The 22,180-nt window shown below is 38.6% G+C and carries 23 protein-coding genes; 20 read left to right on the forward strand and 3 right to left on the reverse strand.

Going from position 1 to position 22,180, the window contains the following annotated elements; genetic code table 11:
- Positions 1-1,004: 1,004 nt before the first annotated feature.
- The 3 genes from AC4G3L_RS00655 (at position 1,005) to AC4G3L_RS00665 (ending at position 2,585) form a co-directional block, all read left to right on the forward strand.
- The gene (locus AC4G3L_RS00655; RefSeq protein WP_491075051.1) at positions 1,005-1,457 is read left to right on the forward strand and encodes a staygreen family protein; all 453 of its coding nucleotides are present in this window, start codon (positions 1,005-1,007) and stop codon (positions 1,455-1,457) included.
- 73 nt (positions 1,458-1,530) lie between these two features.
- Positions 1,531-2,091 (forward strand): YcxB family protein, encoded by a 561-nt coding sequence (locus AC4G3L_RS00660; protein WP_491075052.1) that lies wholly within the window; start codon positions 1,531-1,533, stop codon positions 2,089-2,091.
- Positions 2,088-2,585, forward strand: a complete 498-nt coding sequence (locus AC4G3L_RS00665) for a metallophosphoesterase family protein (protein ID WP_491075053.1) — start codon at positions 2,088-2,090, stop codon at positions 2,583-2,585. The genes AC4G3L_RS00660 and AC4G3L_RS00665 overlap by 4 nt, the downstream gene beginning before the upstream one ends.
- Positions 2,586-2,647: 62 nt before the next feature.
- Here AC4G3L_RS00665 and AC4G3L_RS00670 read toward each other — a convergent pair whose 3' ends face one another.
- Together AC4G3L_RS00670 and AC4G3L_RS00675 are read right to left on the reverse strand one after the other, a co-directional pair.
- Positions 2,648-3,667: an HAAS signaling domain-containing protein gene (locus AC4G3L_RS00670; protein WP_491075054.1), complete on the reverse strand. Its 1,020-nt coding sequence runs from the start codon at positions 3,665-3,667 to the stop codon at positions 2,648-2,650.
- Between the two features lies 1 nt (position 3,668).
- Entirely contained in the window at positions 3,669-4,001 is a 333-nt protein-coding gene (locus AC4G3L_RS00675; RefSeq protein ID WP_491075055.1) for a PadR family transcriptional regulator, read from the reverse strand.
- A gap of 407 nt (positions 4,002-4,408) precedes the next feature.
- Between AC4G3L_RS00675 and AC4G3L_RS00680 the strand changes: the two genes are divergently transcribed.
- The 7 genes from AC4G3L_RS00680 to AC4G3L_RS00710 all read left to right on the forward strand — a co-directional run bounded on the left by AC4G3L_RS00680 (position 4,409) and on the right by AC4G3L_RS00710 (position 10,075).
- Positions 4,409-4,960, forward strand: coding sequence for a tyrosine-type recombinase/integrase (locus tag AC4G3L_RS00680; RefSeq protein ID WP_491076213.1), 552 nt, complete (start codon positions 4,409-4,411; stop codon positions 4,958-4,960).
- A 141-nt stretch (positions 4,961-5,101) separates the two neighbouring features.
- Positions 5,102-5,602: a hypothetical protein gene (locus AC4G3L_RS00685; RefSeq protein WP_491075056.1), complete on the forward strand. Its 501-nt coding sequence runs from the start codon at positions 5,102-5,104 to the stop codon at positions 5,600-5,602.
- A 327-nt stretch (positions 5,603-5,929) separates the two neighbouring features.
- Positions 5,930-6,154, forward strand: a complete 225-nt coding sequence (locus tag AC4G3L_RS00690; RefSeq protein ID WP_491075057.1) for a hypothetical protein — start codon at positions 5,930-5,932, stop codon at positions 6,152-6,154.
- Between the two features lie 18 nt (positions 6,155-6,172).
- Positions 6,173-6,364 (forward strand): hypothetical protein, encoded by a 192-nt coding sequence (locus tag AC4G3L_RS00695; RefSeq protein WP_491075058.1) that lies wholly within the window; start codon positions 6,173-6,175, stop codon positions 6,362-6,364.
- A 104-nt stretch (positions 6,365-6,468) separates the two neighbouring features.
- A complete protein-coding gene (locus AC4G3L_RS00700) occupies positions 6,469-7,782 on the forward strand; it encodes a sugar ABC transporter substrate-binding protein (protein WP_491075059.1) in 1,314 nt (437 codons plus the stop codon).
- A gap of 86 nt (positions 7,783-7,868) precedes the next feature.
- Complete coding sequence (locus AC4G3L_RS00705; RefSeq protein WP_491075060.1) at positions 7,869-9,170, forward strand: carbohydrate ABC transporter permease; 1,302 nt, start codon at positions 7,869-7,871, stop codon at positions 9,168-9,170.
- On the forward strand, positions 9,167-10,075 hold the full coding sequence (locus tag AC4G3L_RS00710) for a sugar ABC transporter permease (protein ID WP_491075061.1): 909 nt from the start codon (positions 9,167-9,169) through the stop codon (positions 10,073-10,075). Before AC4G3L_RS00705 ends, AC4G3L_RS00710 begins: the two co-directional genes overlap by 4 nt.
- A gap of 343 nt (positions 10,076-10,418) precedes the next feature.
- Here the strand turns inward: AC4G3L_RS00710 and AC4G3L_RS00715 are convergent, their stop codons facing one another.
- On the reverse strand, positions 10,419-11,411 hold the full coding sequence (locus tag AC4G3L_RS00715; protein WP_491075062.1) for an aldo/keto reductase: 993 nt from the start codon (positions 11,409-11,411) through the stop codon (positions 10,419-10,421).
- Positions 11,412-12,190: 779 nt separating this feature from the next.
- Between AC4G3L_RS00715 and AC4G3L_RS00720 the strand changes: the two genes are divergently transcribed.
- The 10 genes from AC4G3L_RS00720 (at position 12,191) to AC4G3L_RS00765 (ending at position 22,126) form a co-directional block, all read left to right on the forward strand.
- Positions 12,191-13,051, forward strand: coding sequence for a Cof-type HAD-IIB family hydrolase (locus AC4G3L_RS00720; protein ID WP_491075063.1), 861 nt, complete (start codon positions 12,191-12,193; stop codon positions 13,049-13,051).
- A 195-nt stretch (positions 13,052-13,246) separates the two neighbouring features.
- Positions 13,247-14,158 carry an N-acetylmuramic acid 6-phosphate etherase gene (gene murQ / locus AC4G3L_RS00725; RefSeq protein ID WP_491075064.1) on the forward strand — a complete coding sequence of 304 codons (912 nt, stop codon included), beginning with the start codon at positions 13,247-13,249 and terminating at the stop codon, positions 14,156-14,158.
- Between the two features lie 25 nt (positions 14,159-14,183).
- Complete coding sequence (locus AC4G3L_RS00730; protein ID WP_491075065.1) at positions 14,184-15,044, forward strand: MurR/RpiR family transcriptional regulator; 861 nt, start codon at positions 14,184-14,186, stop codon at positions 15,042-15,044.
- 21 nt (positions 15,045-15,065) lie between these two features.
- Positions 15,066-16,430: a PTS transporter subunit EIIC gene (locus AC4G3L_RS00735; RefSeq protein ID WP_491075066.1), complete on the forward strand. Its 1,365-nt coding sequence runs from the start codon at positions 15,066-15,068 to the stop codon at positions 16,428-16,430.
- Positions 16,427-17,431: a MupG family TIM beta-alpha barrel fold protein gene (locus tag AC4G3L_RS00740; RefSeq protein WP_491075067.1), complete on the forward strand. Its 1,005-nt coding sequence runs from the start codon at positions 16,427-16,429 to the stop codon at positions 17,429-17,431. Before AC4G3L_RS00735 ends, AC4G3L_RS00740 begins: the two co-directional genes overlap by 4 nt.
- A 214-nt stretch (positions 17,432-17,645) precedes the next feature.
- Positions 17,646-17,897 (forward strand): GlsB/YeaQ/YmgE family stress response membrane protein, encoded by a 252-nt coding sequence (locus AC4G3L_RS00745; RefSeq protein ID WP_491075068.1) that lies wholly within the window; start codon positions 17,646-17,648, stop codon positions 17,895-17,897.
- Between the two features lie 614 nt (positions 17,898-18,511).
- Complete coding sequence (locus AC4G3L_RS00750; RefSeq protein WP_491075069.1) at positions 18,512-18,643, forward strand: DUF6254 family protein; 132 nt, start codon at positions 18,512-18,514, stop codon at positions 18,641-18,643.
- Positions 18,644-18,757: 114 nt separating this feature from the next.
- The gene (locus tag AC4G3L_RS00755; RefSeq protein WP_491075070.1) at positions 18,758-19,372 is read left to right on the forward strand and encodes a PH domain-containing protein; all 615 of its coding nucleotides are present in this window, start codon (positions 18,758-18,760) and stop codon (positions 19,370-19,372) included.
- Positions 19,373-19,902: 530 nt separating this feature from the next.
- Positions 19,903-20,292 (forward strand): hypothetical protein, encoded by a 390-nt coding sequence (locus AC4G3L_RS00760; protein WP_491075071.1) that lies wholly within the window; start codon positions 19,903-19,905, stop codon positions 20,290-20,292.
- A 184-nt stretch (positions 20,293-20,476) separates the two neighbouring features.
- Positions 20,477-22,126, forward strand: a complete 1,650-nt coding sequence (locus AC4G3L_RS00765; protein WP_491075072.1) for an FAD-binding dehydrogenase — start codon at positions 20,477-20,479, stop codon at positions 22,124-22,126.
- Positions 22,127-22,180 lie beyond the last annotated feature (54 nt).

Consider the following 22,180-nt stretch of genomic DNA (forward strand, 5'->3'; position numbering starts at 1 on the left):
GGTATTATGAAAATTTTTGGAGGTGAGTGTTTTGTCCATTCGGATTTTAGCCCTTGTAACTATGGTGGTATGGATTATTCAAATTTATGAATTTCTTAAACCTGAAGATAAGCAAGACAATAGAAAAAGTATATTATTAACTACCTTTGGATGCTTGTTAACAACAATACTGACCGTCCAACTTTTTCAAAATTTCTTCACCTAAAATGTAATCACAACTGCTCCTGATTAGGAGCATCAGGTTGTAGACAAAAGGAATTCAGAAAGGCTCTAAAGGGGCCATTTTCTAAATTCCTTCTTTATTTTTTGGATTATTCACGAGGGTTAGACCTATCCTTATCTACTTTTTTAATCCATTTTTGGACTTTCCGCGTCCGTGGTTCTTTCTTTGATATCTTCTTTTTCAAATTTATCAGGTGGAAAAGGTTTTTTAACCTTGGTCTTCCCGGTCTCCGTTAATTTCCACATTCAAACGTTCTTAATATCCTCACGAAGTGGATAGATGAACGAAAAATCAATCGTGACTTCTACTTTACGCTCTGGCACAAGTTGTTCTAACGTAATCATCTCGAGCTGTTCTAGATTCTTTTACATATATTTGATTATCACCCTAATCATCACATTGGTAAATAATAATACCAAAAAACTCAGAGAATTTCTGTCTTAAACTGAGAAAACTCCCCTAAAGCACCGAATCCTATTTTCTGCAGAATGGGAGAGACTCCTGCGGGAAGAACAAGCTCACCCTAGAACCCCGCAGCGCATAGCGCGAGGAGGCTCGATGCTTGCCCGCGGATAGCGAGCCCATTCTGTAGAAAATAATATTAACCGAATATGAAAAGTATATCCATCATGTACAATACTGTGATTTAGATAAGAATTCGAGGGTGTGATGAAATGAACATTGTAAGAATAAAAAGAGATTTTCAATATTCCAGTGCACCAATTATAGGCAAGTATCATAGAATGATAAAAAATCATCTTATTAAAGGGGTGTTTCAGCTATGGCTTTCCAGACAGAACAATTAAGTGTGACCATTATTCCACCTATGACTCCTTTGGGTCCTTTAGAGTGTAGAAAATATACGTTGACACATTCTGATGTGACCGGACAAATGTTTCTCAGCATAGGCTATGAAATTGATGCGTCAAAGATTAACTGGCAGATGCGCGATGAAGTGGTGGCTGATTGGCAGATGATGAACGGGCAGTTCATATTTACAGCCTATGTTCATATAAGTGATGGTGATTTTGATGTATCTAAGGCAGGAGAACGGTATGAGCATTTCAAGAAAATGATGCCTGTAGCCTTGCATGCCATTGTTCATGGTGATCAAACGCTATTAGCATATTATCCGTGGTTGTTGGATAGCCCGGTTTATGTTCACTTTTCATCTAAATATCCTGAATATAATAAAACGGAATTTTACGGGATAGTCCGACATTATCAGTCATAATGTTGGCTGTCCTTTTTGTTTACTGTTATATCCTGTTACAATGAAGGGAAACCAAAAGATATGAGGGAATAAAATGGTATTAACATATGACCTTAAAATAACTGACTTAATTGATTTTTATCTACATGAAACAAAGCAGTCCAAATCAAATCTCCGTAGAATGAGGAACAGAAAAATAAAGCTCTTTTTCATCACCTTCAGTATCTTGTTGATCCTGCAATGGCTTTATATTCGTCCTCTATCACTTATTCATTATGTATACAGTTTGTGTATTGCCTTATTGCCTGTTATCTTTTATTCGGCTTATGTTGAAAGAGCAATCAAAAGAAAATTTAAAAAATTTCATAAGAATAGCAGGGAGCCCAATTTATTTGGTACATATCAGCTAGTCGTGAGGAAAGATGGATTAAAAGAAATGGTTGAAGGGGGAAAACAGGAATTATATAAATGGCAAGATATTATTACGATTGTAAAGCAAAAGAATTATATTTATATTTATACAGATGCCATTCGTGCCATTATCATTCCGGTACGGATATTTAGTACTATAGATGATTGTTTCTTTTTTCTAAATGAATTGAAAAGACATATAAAGGAATCAACTAATCAATGTATCGAGGTGAAGAGTGATTGAAAGTAGTTGTTGTTTCAGATACTCATATGCCGAGAATGGCTAAAGGTCTTCCTCCGCGTTTAAAGGAGGAATTAAAAACAGCTGAACTGATTTTGCACGCAGGAGACTGGCAAACGAGAGAGGTCTATGAAGAATTAAAAGCCTATGCACCAGTCGAGGGTATTTGTGGAAATGTAGATGGACAAGACCTTATAGATCAATTCGGATTTCAAAAAATCCTGTCATTAGAGGGGTATCGTATTGGGATGGTCCATGGTCATGGCAAAAAAGGAACAACAGAGCAAAGAGCAATTGGAACGTTTAGCAAAATGGAACTGGATATGATTATATTCGGACATTCCCATATACCTATTAATAAAACGATTGGTGGAACGATTCTCTTTAATCCAGGTTCTCCTACAGATAAAAGACGCCAACCTGAATACTCATTTGGCATACTAAGGATTGGAGATCGTCTGACAGTTGAACATGTATTTTATTCCGATAAGAAGTAAGCAAAATAAAAAGGATGCAGCTCTACTAAAGTTTATCTTTAATATAGAATGCATCCTCTTGTTTACTTCTTATGTTTGCGCTGATATTTAGTTGTTTTATAGGCTTTGTAATAGGCAAAGGCGCAATCAATAACCAATATTAAAATAACGATAGCTAATATGATGGTAATTACACCTGGTGGCAATGTACCGCTTGTGGTTTTTTCAAATAATAGATTGAACCGTTCTAAAAAATCATTGTTGAATAGAGTAGTGTCATACAGCATTTTATAAAGGAGTGCTATAACAAATGTAATTTGGATTGTATAAAGTATGGCTGTGTAGTATGTCCATTTACCTATCGTGTATTTTAATGCAGCTAAGCTAATCTCTAAAACTGCCAATGCAAACAAAAGGGGTACATACGTTTTCAGGACGGATGGATTAAATAAAGAAGCTTTTAAAACCAGTTCCCCATTTTCTGTTTCGTACCAACCCAGCAGTTGTTGTGAAAATAATAAAACCAAAATCCATATGATTGTCCAAATGAACCCAAATATAGCTTCGGATCTTGGTATTTGATATTTATGTTTTTGAACAGTCCGTCTTTGCAGTTGGTCAATCGTCCACTTTGGCTTAATAAGAGGGATGCTATTAGAATCTGCCACTTTGTCGATAACTATAAATGTTATCGTAACCCAGGTAAATACTTGGAAAGCAGCTTGAATAACTCCCATGATCGAATCTGAAAACATATGGATGAAAAAGGTTACAACTGAAGAATAACTGGTGAAATCTGAAATGTCGCTGATGATTTGACCCACTACTATTATACAGGCCATAATAGCCATCGCAGTTAGTAAAACCTTTATATAACTATCGTAAAAGAGTGGTCCTATAATATACCGTTTATTTCCGCTGTAATTAGCAGCGAGAATTTTAGGATCCCCAAGGCTATTTAAAACGTCCTTTACATCATCTTCCGTATAGTCATCGGGTAGCATATCCTCAATGTGCCCCTGAAGTTCCCTTGCAATCTCCGCTTTGGAATTTTCAGGTAGCCATTTTGTAACTTCATAAACATATATATCAATTAAATTCATCTCATCCATCCTCTCGTAATAATTGTATCATTTGTTGAGCTGTTTCAGTCCAAGCTTCCTCTAATTTTTTATAAACTTCTTTGCCTTCTGGACTTAATCGATAATATTTCCTTTGTCGATTTCCATTTAGTTCCCAATTGCTAATCAGTAATCCTTGTTTTTCTAATCTTCTCAATAAAGGGTAAAGGGTGCCTGGATCAATCGTTACATGTTTTTCCTCGAGGGATTGAACGAGTGAATATCCATATTCCGGATTTTGAAGTTGACTTAAAACGGCAAGAGTAAGTGTACCTCTTCGTAATTCAATAATGAGAGATTGTATAAGTTCATCCAAAACGCCTGCACCTCCTAATTATATAATAGTGTATGTTATACAGTATTGTTAAGTGAATAATACCCAAAAATTAAGACAAAAGAATTTAAAAAACGACCTTCATAATTCGCTTTTAAGGACCTTGTTTTTTTCTTTGAAGGTATTTGTATTATAAATAATTAATTTTGAATATGAGCAATTTGTAGGCTTTTGACGAAAAATAAGGAATCGAGCAGAAATTTGCTATTAAATATTTAAAAATTCCGAATGTAACAAAGGACCTGAATTGATACATTCGAAAAGTGATTAAATCAACCTTTATAGAGGATGTGAAAATTAAAAAATCTTGTATTTGAATGGTCTATTCACGTACAATGAAAGAAGGGTAGAAGGGGGACTGGAAACAAGTGCATACAGCAACCAAACGGATAAAAAATGTACAGCCTATTCGCCGGCTTGATCAAATAGAGGCTATGAAAAAAGCATTAATGCGCTATTGCAGTTATCGGGATTATCTAATGTTTACAATCGGAATTAATATAGGACTCAGGATTGGGGATTTATTGCAACTGCGCGTAAAAGATATATTGGATGGAACCCATATTGTCATAATTGAACAAAAGACAGAAAAAACGAAGCGGTTCTTGATTAATCCACAATTGCGTAAAGAAGTAAAAAAATATGTCAAGAAAGAAAAACTCTCTAAGGAAGATTATCTTTTTCCAAGCCGTAAAGGGAATGGACCCATTACCAGAGTACAGGCTTATCGTGTATTAAATAAAGCCGCCGAAATGGCTGATATTCAAGATGTGGGAACCCATACTTTGCGTAAAACATTCGGTTATTTGCACTATCAAAAATATAAAGATATTGCGCTGCTGCAACAAATCTTAAATCATTCTAACCAAAAAGATACAATGATCTACATAGGATTAACACAAGATTTAATGGATGAAACTTTAATGGACTTCTATTTTTAATCTTTTATTTATAAACCAACCAATGTACAGACTTTCGGTTGGTTTATTTGTACAGATGAGGTAAACCTGTCATAATTTAATATGTGGTATAAAATCCCAATGATAAGAGAACAAATACTTTGTTGATGGGTGGGAGAAAGATTGAGTAAAAAAGAAAAAAGGAAAAAATCAAAGTGGCTATCTCTTATTATAGTAATAATAGGAATACTAGCAGCAGGAGTAATTGGTTTTACTATCTATTATCATTTGAACGAACCATCCAAAGAAGCTATTGAACAAGTAAAAGAAAATCCACCCGAAAATATATCGTATGAAGAAAGCGTCTTAATTGCAGAATATCACGCAAAATATAATGACTTAACAGGCTATGGTAATATTGAAGAATTAGATATTTCAGAGGCGAAGAGCTTATCAGCTATACTTGAGAGAGATATGAAAGAAATGATTAAACACGGGACAGTAAATAAACGATTATCTGAAGACTTTCAGCAGATTCAAGCACTTGCTACGACAACCAAAAATAAAGCAGACAAAGAACAGATTCGATTAATACACCGTTATTTTCATGATCTGGATATTGCGATTAATCAGTATAGCGATGCGAAGGATGTTTTTGGGGTAACTAAGACTCTCGATAAGTAAGAAGCTCGTGATTTTATGGGGATATTGTAATAAATGAAGAAGAAAATCGAGTTAAATTGAACGCTTAACTTATACAGTAGAAATTCAAAAATAGTAAAGGATAGACAAGCATACACATGTGCTCGTCTATCCTTTTTGTTTACTTGTAATTTGTTTAGTGATTTCTTCACTGCATAAATAAAGTTACTGATACTCAAGCAATGTAAATATCGTCCAAAATACGGAGTGTATTCTCAATATTCTCGAACTATAGAAATACGATAATGTGAAAAATAAATTTCTGATAACTATGTTTCCCTCATATAATGAATGTGAGCGGGGTTTCTTGTGCTATTAACGGAAGAAACGTTTGCCCGCTATGCCATCATGATGATTGGAGAAGACAATGGGGAGCGTTTGGAAGAAGGAGACAAATGGGTAGGGGAAGAAAAGGATATTTCAACATGGTTTTTCAGTTCGAATGCCTGGTTATGGAATCGAGGGGATGAGGGGAGGGTTATAATTATGCCGCTTTTAAAGCAAATGCTGTCCAGATGGCATGAGAGACTGTAGGACACAGGAGCGAATGCTTTGTTTTCAGAAAATCATGACCAGCCGAGAAGCTTCACCACATGGATAAATGACGAGCCATGGCACAAAGAAAACGATACAGATTTTTTAATGGTTATTATAAAAACGCTTCCAATTAACATCATTGGAATTACTTTTCATTCGTGCACGGGTTTATCAGAACTGAAAGTATATAAAAATAAAAAAGTTTAAGAAAATAATTGGAATAATACGTTAAAATAAATACAATGCATCATGAAAGCGTTTGCAACATGATTTTATACATGGTGTAAAATTCCCCATTTAGGAGGTTTCACATGATCAAGAAAAGAATAGTTGGTATGTTGGCATCGGCCACCTTGTTGGCAGGTCTGTTGGCAGGATGTTCGGAAGATGAATCAAAAAAATCAACCACAGAACCAAAACCCAAGGAAACCACAAAAGAAACACTCAAACCTGAAGATGGTGCAAGCCTGATTATTTGGGACAACGGGGCAGACGAGGGCGCATGGGCGACTTATGTTGCAGAGCAATTCACGAAAAAATACAATGTGCCTGTTGAAGTACAAGAAGTAGGACACACAGACGCAGCGGGCAAATTGGAAACAGACGGACCAGCTGGCTTAGGTGCCGATGTTTTCAACTCCGCCCATGACCATTTAGGAAAATTGGTAAAAGCAGGATTGGTGTATGACAACTATTTTGCCGATGATTATCAAGATATGTTCTTGGAAGCAGCGGTAAACGGGACAAGCTTTGTTGACAAAGATGGAAAAAAGAAAATGTTCGGCTACCCTATCTCCATTGAAACGTATGCCTTGTACTACAATAAAGACATCGTGAAAGAGGCTCCAAAAACATGGGATGACTTGTTTAAAACAGCTAAAGAATTCCAAGCAACGAGCAAAGGAAAAGATAAGAAATATGGTTTTATGATGGAACCAGGTAACTTTTATTATACACATGCTTTCCTTGCTGGATATGGCGGCTATGTATTCGGAAAAGAAGACACTGATCCAACGGATCTTGGTGTCAACAATGAAGGAGCCATCAAATCAGCGGAATTCATGAAAAAAATCAACAAAGAATTGTTACCGATGAAAAAAGAAGATATCACGGGTGATGTCATTTCCTCTTTCTTCAATGAAAATAAATTAGCCTTTCGTATTTCAGGTCCATGGGATGTTAAAAACCATCAAGATGCTGGTGTGAACTTTGGAATCGCTCCGCTACCAACATTAGATAACGGCGAAACGCCAAAATCCTACTCAGGCATCAAAGCTTACTATGTAAACAGTTATTCCAAATACCCAAAAGCAGCATCTCTTTTTGCTCAAATGGCTTCCAGTGAAGAAATGCTCTTAAAACGTTACGAATTGACAGGCCAATTACCTCCAGCGACTTCGCTCCTTGATAACGAAACCATTAAAAAAGATGAAGTATCCATGGCTTTCTTGGAACAGGCGAAAAATGCTGTGCCGATGCCAAACATCCCAGAAATGCAAGCAGTATGGGGACCAATGGAAATGGCTTACACATCCATTTGGAATGATGGAACAGACTCGAAAAAAACGCTTGACTCAGCCAAAGAACAAATTGAAGATGCAGTGACCACCCAGAATAAAAAATAAAGAGGTCATCTATCAAAAGAGCCAATATCCAGGTAGTGAGATATTGGTTCTTTTTTTCTAAGAAGGGAAAAGGAGGTCAAAAATAAATGAAAACACATGCCAAGAAAAGCCTAATCTTTTCTTTGCTGTTTATGGGACTTGGGCAATTGTACAATCGACAGTACATCAAAGGGATTCTATTTGCCAGTATGGAGCTATACCTCGTGGTGTTTTGGACATTGCCGTTTCGAAATGCTATGTGGGGGTTGGCTACATTAGGGGAAACGGTACAGACCCGTGTGGGATTTGAAATTCAGCAAGGGGATCACAGTATCTTCTTGTTAATCGAAGGAATCATCTTTTTAATTTGCGGATTGTTCTTTGTTTGGATGTATTATTTGAACGCGAAGGATGCTTGGAAAGTCGGACAATGGCGAGATCAAGGGAAAAAACCAAACACATTCAAAAAAACTCTCCGTGTCTTAATGGATAAAGGATTTCCGTACTTTTTGCTCACACCATCGATTGTGTTCACGGCCTTTTTAACCATCTTGCCTCTGATTTTTGGTATTGCAATCGCTTTTACCAACTATTCGGGACCGAACCACTTGCCGCCTGCTTCATTAGTGGACTGGGTGGGATTTCAAACCTTTATTGACTTATTTAACTTGAAAACTTGGAATCGTACGTTCATCGGCGTCTTCGGATGGACGATTATTTGGGCGATTTTAGCCACGGTTACCACATTCTTTGTCGGAATCTTGTTTGCGGTTCTCTTGAATTCTAAAGGAATCAAATTCCGAAAATTTTGGAGAAGCATTTATATCTTACCATGGGCGATTCCATCATTCGTCAGCATTTTGATCATGCGGAATCTATTCAACGGGGAATTCGGGCCAATCAACCAATATTTAGAAGTCATTGGACTCGCCAGCATCCCATGGCTCAGCGACCCAATATGGGCGAAATTCGCACTTGTCATGGTAAATATCTGGTTCGGATTTCCGTTCTGGATGGTCCTGATGAGTGGTGTCATGACGAGCATTGATCGTGAACTCTATGAAGCAGCACAAGTGGACGGGGCAAACGGGAAGCAACAGTTCTGGAAAATCACCATGCCGATTGTCATGTTCTCCACCGCCCCCTTACTCATCATGCAGTTTGCTGGGAATTTCAATAACTTTAACCTGATTTATCTCATGACCAATGGTGGACCTGTGAATGTGGATTACAGTTATGCAGGCTCAACAGACATTTTAATCAGCTGGATTTACAAACTGACCCTCGACCAAAGCCAATTTAATATGGCAAGCGTTGTGAGCATTTTAATTTTTATTGTCATCGCTATTATTTCGGTTTGGAACTTTAGACGAACGAAAGCATTCAACGAGGAGGACATGATGTCATGAAACAAAAAACACGTGAACGAATTTCATTCGTGTGGAAACATTTCCTGCTTCTCGTGGTGGCCATCTTTGTGCTTTATCCAGTTGTATGGATTCTCATGGGAAGTTTGAATCCTGGCGATTCTCTCTTCAGTGCACAGCTTCTTCCAGGGATGGAATGGGGTCTCTTTTGGGATGGGATTCGGAATTTTGATTTCACTCAGATCGCCCAGTCCGTCAAAGGTATCCGTTTATCCCTGGACCATTTCGTCTATTTGATACAAAAAACCGAGTATGTGACCTGGTACAAAAACACCTTAAAAATCGCACTGTGGAACATGGTGATTTCGACCTTTTTAGTGGTCACAGCTGCCTATGCGTTTAGCAGATTCCGCTTTCCAGGCCGGAAAGAGGGATTGATGGCTATGCTGATTCTGCAAATGTTCCCAGGATTTATGGGGATGATCGCCATCTATATCCTGCTTTTACAAATGGGATTATTGGATAATCACTGGGGACTCATCTTGGTTTATGCGGGCGGATCTATTCCGTTTAACGCCTGGCTTGTGAAAGGATACTTCGATTCCATGCCCCGCAGTTTGGAGGAAGCAGCGAAAATTGACGGTGCAGGTCATTTCACTATTTTCTTTAGAGTGATGATGCCATTGAGTGTTCCGATTCTCGTCTTCGTAGCGGTCTCAAACTTCATCGGGCCGTGGATGGACTTTATCTTTGCTAGATTGGTTTTGCGATCCAATGAGAATAAAACCTTGGCAATTGGGTTGTTTGAGATGGTGACGGGACGAGGAAACACGGAATTTACAACATTCGCGGCTGGAGCAGTGCTTGTTGCACTTCCTATCACAATTCTCTTTATGGCATTCCAAAAATACATGGTAGAAGGATTGAAGGCTGGGGCGAATAAATAAGCCCCAGCCCCCTAAAGATGGTGAATATTTAGTCATTCGGCAAACATTGCCTGCTCAGCGTACCCTCTTAAACAAAAAAGCACATTAAGGAAACCACATCATAGGATTTCACCCAGCAGACCTGATGATGAACAAATAGTGATACTGTATACCTATCCAAACACGACCGTTCCGATAGAAATCTAGTCCCTGAAATCATGGAGCATAAATGTTTTATTAAATAAAAGCAAAAAACACATTTAGTAGAATACAAAAGAATATTACATCGTAGTGTTAGTTGGATATGGCTTATTCAATAGGTTCATTACGTAAGAAATTCATAAAAACGAAATGATTTATGCTGTTATACGAAAGAAATCTTGTCGATCTGATGCAATTCTTCTTCTGTGAATGCTAAATTGTTTAAAGCTCTAATGTTATCAAGAATCTGAGAGGGTTTGGAAGCGCCTATGAGAACACTGGTCACGATTCCATCACGCAGAATCCAGCTTATAGCCATCTCTGCAAGTGTCTGTCCGCGCTTCTCAGCTATCTCATTGAGTTTGTTGATTTGAGTTAATCGCTTTTCGGATAAGGCAGACGCATTTAAAAATCGTCCGTCCGTCTTTATTCTACTATCCTCTGGGATTCCATGTAAATATCGATCAGTTAACATTCCCTGTGCTAAAGGACTAAACGCAATAATCCCTTTTTTTAGCTTTAAGGAGGACTCTTTTAAATCATTTTGTTCAATTGTTCGGTCGAAAATAGAATACCTATTTTGATTAATAATAAATGGGCAATGTAATTCCTGTAAAATTTCAGTCGCCTTTTGCAGCGTTTTTCCATCATAATTTGATAGACCTACATACAATGCCTTGCCACTTTTAACGCTGTGTGCCAAAGCTCCCATAGTTTCCTCCAATGGTGTGTGGGGATCCATACGATGATGGTAAAAAATATCAACATATTCCAATCCCATCCTCAGTAAACTTTGGTCAAGACTTGCAAGAAGATATTTTCGACTTCCCCAGTTTCCATATGGACCATCCCACATTTCATATCCAGCTTTAGTGCTGATGATTAGTTCATCACGATATGTCACAAAGTTTTCTTTCAAAATATGACCCAAATTTTTTTCCGCACTGCCAGGTTCCGGTCCATAGTTATTTGCTAAATCAAAGTGATTAATTCCATTATCAAAAGCGGTAAAACAGAGTTGTTTCATATTTTCATATGAAGCTGTATCACCGAAATTATGCCAGAACCCCAATGAAATAGCTGGTAACTGAAGTCCGCTGTTACCACAGCGGGAATATATCATAGATTGATAACGTTGTTTTGATGCCTGATACATGTTTTCCCTCCTACATTAAATACTTTAACTATACAAGCGTAGCACTATAAGAAGACTTAATGTCAAATTTTGTTGTTTTTTATGATACAAAAGAGTGTATTAAATGGTGGAAAATAGTATTCGAGATATATCAGAAATGTTTACGCTATCTTCATTTACATTGCGGTATTAAGAGGAGACTATTTTTTAAGGAATATCGGAAGGGGAAATTCAGGACATTAAATTATATTAATAGTCATGTAACCGTCTCCGAACACTCTTTAGTTTCTAAATAACACCGGTATGACCATAGCATGCGTTAAAGACTTCTTTTAATATGAATCTGTGGAAGCAAAACAAATTGACGATATATTATAATTTTTAGATACACTAAAGAAAATTAACTGGTTTCAGAATGTTTTTGTACATGTGAATAGAAAATGGCATTATTAAAGTGACGTTAAGATACATCTGGAAGTAGCAGAACCTTTTTAGAATAGGAGAATTATAGGGATAATCTATATGATGAGTAAACGGTATTTTTACACTTTATCTACAAGAAAATCCGTCTCGTTCTTATAATGGTATTCCCAGTACATGCTCTCTTTGATGCATGTGCAAGATAGATTAATAGTAGGCAATCTGTTATCGCACTTTTATTTTTCTGAATATATTTATTCTTTATAATTGGTCATCCTTTATAGCCAATCTCACTCTCTTATAGAAAAAGTCAATGCGGTTGGAGGTCAGGTTATTTGATAATTCCTACATACATATATGTACACGGGAGGGATACTTAGATGGAATATAAATTATTAGCGGTTGATTTGGATGGAACTTTGTTGAATGCGAAGATGGATATTGACAAAGAAACGATTGAGGCCCTGCATGACTTTAAATCAAGGGGAGGAAAGGTGATCATCTGCAGCGGCAGGACGCCTTTGGCGACTAGGTGGATAGCGGAGACTATCCGTATAACAGATCCAATCATTGCCTACAATGGGGCTGTTATACAAGGGCCAGACGGAAAGATTATTCAGCAATCTACCTTTAAAAAAGAAAGTCTGCTGGCCTTTATAGATGCGTGCCAAAACCATGGGGTATATGGGCATTTGTATGAGGGTGACTGTTTACTAGTTCCTGAGAAAAATAAATGGAATGAAAAATGGATTGAGAATAATATCCTGCCTTTACAAGGAACCGGTTCAGAAATGGCAGGCTATGAACGATACCGGGCGCAGTGCCAAATCAGGCTGTTTCATTCTTTCGATGAATATGTGAAAGAAACCGAACCTGCCATTCAAAAGCTGGCTGCTTTTCGGAAGGACCAAGGGGACTATGAAGGATTTATGGATCGGCTATTCAAAATGGAAAATCATTTTGAAGTGAGCAGCAGCTTCGGTTTCACAAGTCTTGAAATCACTCCTCCGAAAACGACGAAAGCGTCTGCTCTAGAAGTTTTGGCAAGAAAGCTTAGCTTGGATATGTCTGAGGTTGCTGCGATCGGGGACAATTTCAATGACCGACAAATGCTGCTTTCAGCAGGGCTGGGCATAGCCATGGGGAATGCTCCGCAGGCAGTGAAGGAAGCCGCTGATGCGGTGACGGAAACGAATGATAGATTAGGTGTGGCACATGCAATTAGAAGATATTTATTGTGAGAAAAAAATCGGGAATTTATAGCATATTCTTATGCAGCGATGCATAGGATATGCTTCTTTTTTTGGATTAGAATGAAATAAAGTTTTAAATATTCTATAAAATCATTGAATATCGATTTCAACTGGAGTATATTGGAAGTGTCAGATTACTAGTAATTGGTAACCTTGTGTGGGAATATCTTGGAGGTCTTATTAATGAAAGAAAATTTGAATCGATTAACAACGGAATCACGCAACGAGAGAAGCATGCAGATTGATACATCCAGTCCGATGGAAATACTGCGAATTTTAAATGAGGAAGATCAAAAAGTTGCCGCTGCAGTTCAAGAGGTTTTGCCCGATGTGGAAATGGCCGTCCGCTTTGCTGTTTCATCCTTCAAAAAAGGAGGACGCCTAATTTATATGGGAGCCGGGACAAGCGGAAGGCTTGGTGTTCTAGATGCAGTAGAATGCCCACCGACCTTCAGTACCAACCCAGAAATGGTGCAGGGTATTATTGCAGGTGGAGAAAGCGCATTCACGAAAGCGGTTGAAGGTGCGGAAGACAGGCCTGAGGATGGCGAAAAAGATTTGAAGGATATCGGTCTTACTGAAGATGATACGGTCATCGGCATTGCTGCAAGTGGCAGGACGCCCTATGTTATTGGTGCACTTCGTTACGCACGTGCGGTAGGCGCCAAAACAGTGGCACTTTCATGTAATAAACAGGCTAGCATCAGTAAAGAGGCAGATCATGCCATCGAAGTTATTGTAGGGCCGGAAGTTCTGACGGGATCCACTAGGCTTAAATCTGCAACCGCTCACAAAATGATTCTTAACATGATTTCAACTTCCTCAATGGTTTTGCTCGGCAAAGCTTATGAGAACTTGATGATTGATGTTCATGTCAGCAACGAGAAACTCAAAGAAAGAGCGATTGGAATTATTGTCAAAATCACAGGAGCAAGCTATGAAACAGCAAGACAAACATTGGAAACTGCTGATCATCAAGTAAAAGTCGCCTTGGTCATGCTAAAAAAGGATGTCAAAAAGGAAGAAGCGGTTCTGATTCTGGAGCAATCCGGAGGGTATGTCCGTAAAGCCATAGAAGCCGATATTGCAGAATGATTTAAAAATAAGTAGGTGATTATAAGTGATTTCTGGAGTATTGAAGATGGTAGTGAATATGGTGGGACAATTACCAAACTCAGAGAGGAAAGTCGCTGAATATATATTAGAAAATCCGTATGAAGTCGTAAATTGTAACGTTAATGAATTGGCAGAAAAGACAAATTCAAGCGGGGCTGCCGTCATCAGGTTATGCAAGTCACTCGGGCTGAATGGCTTCCAGGATTTGAAGGTTCGGATCGCCGGTGATCTCGGTAAGCCGGAGGAACCAGGATACAGAGACATTGAACGGGATGAAACCGCCGAGATGATAGTCCAAAAAACTTTGAATAACAGTATACAAAGTTTGCGTGATTCTTCTGAGGTAATCAACTACGAAGAACTAAAAAAAGCGGTCAATGTGTTGTTGAAAGCAAAAAATGTCCATTTCTTCGGAATCGGAGCTTCCTCGATCATCGCCTTGGATGCGCAGCAAAAGCTGCTTCGGATTAACAAAGGAGCAACGGCATTTTCGGATGCGCATCTTGTGGCAACATTGATTGCTAATGCTGAGCCGGATGAGGTGGTGTTCACAATTTCATTTTCTGGTGAAACAATTGAGGTCATCGAAGTTACGAGACTTGCAAAGAAACAAGGCATCCAAACGATCAGTTTAACTAAATATGGGCCCTCATCGGTAGCAGCATTAGCCGATATTAATTTATATACATCCTATTCGAAGGAAGCTCCTTTTCGGAGTGCAGCCACTTCTTCAAGGCTGGCTCAGCTGTTCATGATCGATATTTTATTTTTAAGCATGGCAACAGAGCAGTATGAAGAAACGATCAAATCCATCGATAGGACGAGAGAGGCTATTAGGTTTATGAAAGGCAAGACAAACAAATAATCTTTTTTGGGGGGTAAGAGAATGGCTGGTCAAGGATACAAAATTCTGGCTGAAAAAATCTTGGAGCAGTTAGGTGGGGCAAAGAATATTAAATCCTACACGAACTGTATGACACGTCTTAGAGTCACACCTTATGATGAATCACTCGTGAACAAAGAAGCTATTAAAAAAATTGATGGAGTCCTAGGCTTTGTTGAAGAAGAAACGCTGCAAATTATCGTTGGCCCTGGGCATGTCAATAAGGTCACGGAAGAATTCGCCAAGCTGGTCAAAGGGTCAGGGGAGATCAATCTTGATGAGCGGGCTTCCAGCCTGAAAGGTGAGCTTAAAAAGAAAAACAGCACACCGTTTAAGCTCTTTTTGAGGAAAATTGCAAGCATCTTTATTCCTTTGATTCCTGCCTTAGTTGCTTCAGGTTTAGTCAATGGGATATCCAAGGCGATCATCCAAGCTGGGTGGTTATCGGCTGAATCGCAACTTGCTATTATTTTAACGGTTATCGGCGGAGGGTTGTTCACCTATTTAGGTATATTCGTTGGGATCAATACCGCAAAAGAATTCGGAGGCTCTCCTGCACTGGGCGGGTTAGCAGGTATATTAATTATTAACCCAGCTGCTGCTCAAATTGTCTTGTTCGGGGAAGAGTTGTTACCCGGACGCGGCGGATTGATTGGGGTTATGTTTGCTGCAATATTTATGGCTTTTATCGAAAGGAATGTCCGAAAGTATGTCCCGGCATCGCTTGATATTATCGTAACGCCTACAGTTGCTCTTTTGCTTACAGGAATTATGACATATTTAGTATTTATGCCTGTTGGAGGATTCATATCCGACGTGATTACAGACGGATTGACCGCCGTGCTTGATATTGGAGGAATGTTTGCAGGATTCGTTCTTGGGGCGACATTCTTGCCGTTGGTTGTGACAGGCTTACATCAAGGTCTCACTCCTATTCATTTGGAATTGATTAATACAATTGGAGACGACCCATTATTACCTATACTTGCTATGGGTGGTGCCGGCCAGGTAGGAGCTGCGTTCGCTATATATATGAAAACAAAGAAAACACGTTTAAAAAGAGCAATTGGTGGCGGACTTCCAGCAGGTATCCTGGGAATCGGTGAGCCATTGATCTTCGGGGTAACATTGCCCCTCGGCCGCCCGTTCTTGACCGCATGTTTGGGGGCAGGTGTTGGTGCAGCATTCCAAGCGCATTTCAATATTGCAACAACAGCCATCGGGGTCTCCGGATTACCACTTGCATTCCTTGTGAACAATGGTGAAGTTCTGCTCTACTTAGTAGGAGTATTGATTGCTTATGTTGCTGGCTTCATCTTTACGTACCTGTTCGGGTTCAAAGATGAAATGGCGGGTGAGTATGATTGAGCGGAATATCCTTTTATCTAAATGATCCACTGGCAGAGGAACGTATTATCAAAGCAGGCCAAATGGGAGTGAAGAGGGGATTTACCTCGCTTCATATCCCGGAGGAAGCGGGTGAGCTTGCTATACGTGCCAAAAAGCTGCTAAACCTGGCTAAAGAATTTGGGATTGACGTATATGCCGATGTTTCCTTAAAAACGCCGGGTCATTTAGGTATAGACAGTTTGTTTCATCTGCAAGAATTGGGTGTTACCGGTCTAAGGCTGGATGACTTCTTTGATATTGGTTTCATTGTCAGCTTGGCAAAAAAATTTAAAATTGCAGTCAATGCTAGTGTTTTGTTCGAACGGGATATACAGGCTTTGCTAAATAACGGACTCAAAAGTGAACAGTTAATCGGGTGGCATAATTTTTATCCGCGGAAGGAAACGGGATTAAGCGCATCATTTTTCCGGGAGCAAAATGAATTTTACTCACGGTATGGTACTCCAGTCTTTGCTTTTGTGGTGGGAACTGGCGAGAAAAGAGGTCCATTATTTGAAGGTCTTCCGACTCTCGAGCAACATCGCCATAAAGATCCTTTCGTAGCTGCGCTTGAACTATATAAAGAGGGGGCGTCAGATGTATTTGTCGGCGATCCGGAGCCAGGATTAGACTTGATAAAGAGGATGATTGACTTTGATAATGGAAAAATTGTAATCCAAACGGAGCAAGGATTTGATAATCTTGGGGAATACCACTTACGACCCGATTCCTCCAGGGACGTTCTGCGGTTCATGGATACAAGGGTAGCTGAATCTGTTCCGCCTATGCTAAATAATCACCGTCTGAAAGGAAGTATTACAATTGATAATGACCTTTATGGGCGTTATCGCGGGGAAATGCAAATTACGCTGACAGATTTACCTGCTGATGAACGAGTTAATGTCATCGGAAGGGTGAAATCTGGTGACTTGCCAGTTTTGGATCATGTGAAGCCCGGAATGGCTATTGAATTAGTATAGGATTTATGAAAACTCCACAGATTCTACTAAATACCCTTTAAGAGAGACTTTTATTAGTATCTATCTTAAAGGGTATCTTTAATACTAGGTGGCTTGGTCATTGTAACTACGTTAATTAGACTAAATAAAAAAGAAAAACATGTCCGCTTTCCCTCCAAGTAAAGCCATTTAACTGCTCCTTACATATACTGGCCAAAAAGGGAGGAGTCTTAGAATGTCCTTTATTGGCATCCTGTTTGTTGGTGGCTTTATTGGTTGGATTGCGGGATTACTTATTTATGAAAACGTTCATAATGGGATGATTGGAAATTTCCTGGCTGGTATAGTTGGTGCTTGGCTTGGTACAGGTATTATCGGTAAAATGGGTCCTGATCCGGGAGGATTTTATTTGTTACCTGCATTTATTGGAGCCCTTTTTCTCACTCTGATAGTGAGCTTTATATTAATAAAAACGAGTAAATGGTAGTATTATTTCTTTCGTCTCCTCAAAATCTAATTTTGAGGCTTCTTTAGGTTTATGGAAGAATAGTTATTAAGATATTTCTTATTAGGGTATTTTACTAAAATTTATATCTTCAATTTAAATGTTTAGGTTGGTTTAAATGAATGATTGTTCGTGTGCGTTTATTTAATACAAAAAGTAAAGGCGGACAAACTAGTTATACAAGTGTAAGGATGAAGTAATGAAAGATCAACGTTTTAAAATAGCTCATAGGGAAGCCATAATTGGCATTGCCTTGTTGTAAAGTGGCTATTCAATATGAAATATGGAGTTTCCCATACTGATTAAGTCATAACCAGAACAAACAGTGCATATTTAACTTTCACTTTCAAATACTAAATAAGAGAAGGAGGATAGTATGTCTAACAGATAACTTGATGCAGGATCAAGAGAGTAAGCAGGGATTTGATTCCAGTAAAACGGATACTGAATTCTCTTATGGAATTAGGAAGTGCCAGCGCGAATCTAGCCCATAAGAATAAAATTAAAACGCTAAGACATCAAAAAATCATGGAGAATGGGGCTGTATACACTCATCAAATACAGCCATGAACCAAATTTATAATGGAGGTATAAATATGTCTCATACAAAAAAAGAAGAAAGAAACCGGAAACAAAAAAAGAATTCACAATCTCCTCATGAAGAAGTAAACAGTTATAAAAAGCTTGGTGAAGAAATAGCAAAAATAACGAAAATATACGAAGATTAATGATATGAAAACTAATGGAAAATTCTTGTGTTTTTACAAGCATAAATGAAACGAATTTTACACTAATCATTTTTCTGATATAGTAAAAATATCAACTAGAATGAGGTGATATACATGTTAAAGAAAATGGCTTCTGATGCGCTTGGTTTGTCTGACGTTGGTACTATTATTCCGCCAGAAGATTATGATAAGACGGATGCTGATGACTATGTAATGCATGAGGATAATGAGAAGATTTACTTTCTCATTAAAACGAAGGCAGATGAATATTGCTTTACCAATTTGGCTTTGATCCATGTTGATGGAGAGAATGCTATCTCATCTAAACGGTTATTAAAACGATACCCATATTCTAAGTATAAGATTACCAATGTCATGCTTGAAACAGCAGGTCGGCTGGATATGGATACAGAGATCAAGTTTGATGTAGGAAATGTTCATTTTGATATTGATGTGAAGAAAAATCAAGTTGAACAATTAAAAGATTTATATAAAGCATTATTACGTATTGAGGAGATCACTTATGAAAACTCCATTCAAATGAATCATGCCAAAGAAGGACTTGAACGTGCGGTTCAAACTTTACAAAATTCAAGATCTGAAGAAACTTCATTAACAAACACATACAAAGGGATAACTGAATTTACATTTGAATGGTTAAAATCATCCTATAATCAGTATCACATGAAGGATTTTGGTGCGATTTTTGAAAAATACATTAATAAATAATTTTGCCTGGCATGTTAAATGAGTAACTAAAAGGGGAGTACATAAGTCTGTATACTTTATGGACTCCTTTTCTATTTGCTCAATCCTATTTATTCCTTCTAATATCATCAATAACTACCTCTAATATAAGTCTCATAATATATATGAATGTTACCTTACCATCCCTAATTGGACCATCCACCTTAAGTCAAGGCACCTGCATCTGTACTCTTCCCAATTTCCGTATCCACATATGTTTAATCCACTCTCTTCACAAATTCATCATAGAATACATAGTCCGGTTCGTTGGATTCAAGAGGAGGTACCCCTGCTTTTTTCAAATAAATCCTGAATCTCTCAGAGCGATTCATTAATAAATAAATGAAATAAAATGATACGGTGCACCATATATTCATATAAATGGTAGAGGTATGTACACCACCTTTTTTATAAGAAAGACAGAAGATGCTATGCCGGCAATTGTCATGAAGGGGACACGACGGAGCTTATGGAGGAAGAAAAATGTATAACCATAGAGGGGGAAAAAGAAGATGGCTAAGAAATATAAAGTGATGATTATCATAGCAGCAGTATTGATATTAGGGATAGTGGCCTTTACTATCTATAAATATTACTCAGACGCGGAAAACAAAATCATAAGGACGGCCAAGGAAAAAGTGGAAGATGCTTCATCAAAGGGAGAAACTTTTGAATTCATCGGAAAGAGCAAAGTCGAGTACAACAAAGATGACGATCATTATGTCGTGAGTGGATTCATGGAAGTCAATGATGAATATGAGGCTGGACGCAGAGAGATGTATATTGCATTAGTGGACGAGAACATGGGGGAGTATCAAGCTACAGAAGTGGAACGAACAGATGATGAAGCAAAATATGAATTCGTGGATTATTTCTCCGAAGATGAGGATGATGATGATTGAACCAGTCTGGTACTAGGCTGGTTTTTTATTTATAAAAGGGGAGAAATATAAAAATGTTGATTTATGGCTCATTATTTTAAGCAAAGTAAATTCTTCTTTTTATACCAGTATACATACCCATATTATGGAACTGTAGTTTAATATAAGAGTATAAACGTTTATCAAAAAGGGGGTAATGCATTGGATGGAGTTCGAGGCGATAGTTATTGGGGCTGGTTTGGCGGGTTTGGTGGCTACAGCAGAAATTGCAGATGCAGGGAAAAAGGTATTATTGCTAGATCAAGAACCTGAAGCATCATTAGGCGGACAAGCTTGGTGGTCATTCGGTGGTTTATTTTTAGTAGATTCCCCAGAACAACGTCGTATGGGTATTAAAGATTCTAAGGAATTGGCCTGGCAGGATTGGATGGGTACTGCAGGGTTTGATCGAGATGAGGAGGATTATTGGGGCAAAAAATGGGCAGAAGCGTATATTGATTTTGCTGCTGGGGAAAAACGAGCTTGGCTTCAAAAACAGGGTGTCCGCTTTTTTCCTGTAGTTGGTTGGGCAGAAAGAGGAGGTTATTTGGCTGAAGGACATGGTAACTCAGTACCAAGATTTCATATTGTTTGGGGAACGGGACCAGGTATTGTAGCGCCTTTTGAGAAAAGGGTAAGAGAGCATATTAAAAATGGAATAGTTGAGTATCGGCCTCGTCACCGTGTAGATGAACTGATCAGCGGTAATGGGATAATTCAAGGAGTAAAGGGTTCTATACTGGCAGCCAGTTCGGCTTTAAGAGGCGAGAAAAGCAACAGGGACGTTATCAGCCATTTTGAGTTTTCTAGTAAAGCAGTTCTTGTATCTAGCGGCGGTATCGGTGCCAACCATGATTTAATCCGCGCAAATTGGCCAAAAAGACTGGGGCTGCCTCCAAAGAACATGATTTCAGGGGTCCCGGCACATGTGGACGGTAGAATGCTGGGGATATCAGAAGAGGCGGGTGGCCGTATTGTAAATCCAGATCGTATGTGGCATTACACAGAGGGGATCAAAAATTGGAACTCGGTTTGGGAAAACCATGGCATTAGAATTTTGCCAGGTCCGTCCTCTATTTGGCTGAATGCAACAGGCCAGCGCTTTCCGGCCCCCAACTTCCCAGGCTATGATACACTTGGCACCCTGGAGGCTATCCAAAAAACAGGGTTTGATTACTCTTGGTTTATTTTGACACAAAAAATTATTGAGAAAGAATTTGCGCTATCCGGTTCTGAGCAAAATCCGGATTTAACGAATAAAAGTATCCGCAAGGTCCTAAGCAGAGTACTTCCTGGTCCTCCTGGTCCGGTAAAGGCATTTATGGATCATGGCGAGGATTTTGTCATTGCCGATAACTTAATGGAACTGGTTAAAGGAATGAATGAATTAACAGTAGAGAATCTATTAAATTACGAAGAAATTGAAAGACAAATAAAAGCGAGAGATCGTGAAATGGAGAATAAATTCACCAAGGATCTGCAGATAACCGCTTTACGGGGAGCAAGACATTATATAGGAGATAAATTGATTCGTGTTGCTAAACCACATAAAATACTGGATCCTAAAAACGGCCCATTGATTGCGGTTCGGTTACATATTGTGAGCCGGAAAACACTCGGCGGTTTACAAACAGATTTATCTGCTCGAGTTCTTAATTCTAAAGGTGAAGCTATTCCTGGTTTTTTTGCAGCTGGTGAGGTCTCTGGGTTCGGTGGGGGAGGAATACATGGATATCGCTCGCTGGAAGGGACATTTTTAGGTGGGTGTTTATTTACCGGACGGGTAGCAGGCAGAGCGATCGCTTCCTATGTTTAGATTAAAAAAGATTAGAGAATCTTACTTTATATAGTAGATTTTAAAAACAGAAGT

It is taken from the genome of Bacillus sp. z33, from assembly GCF_058313615.1.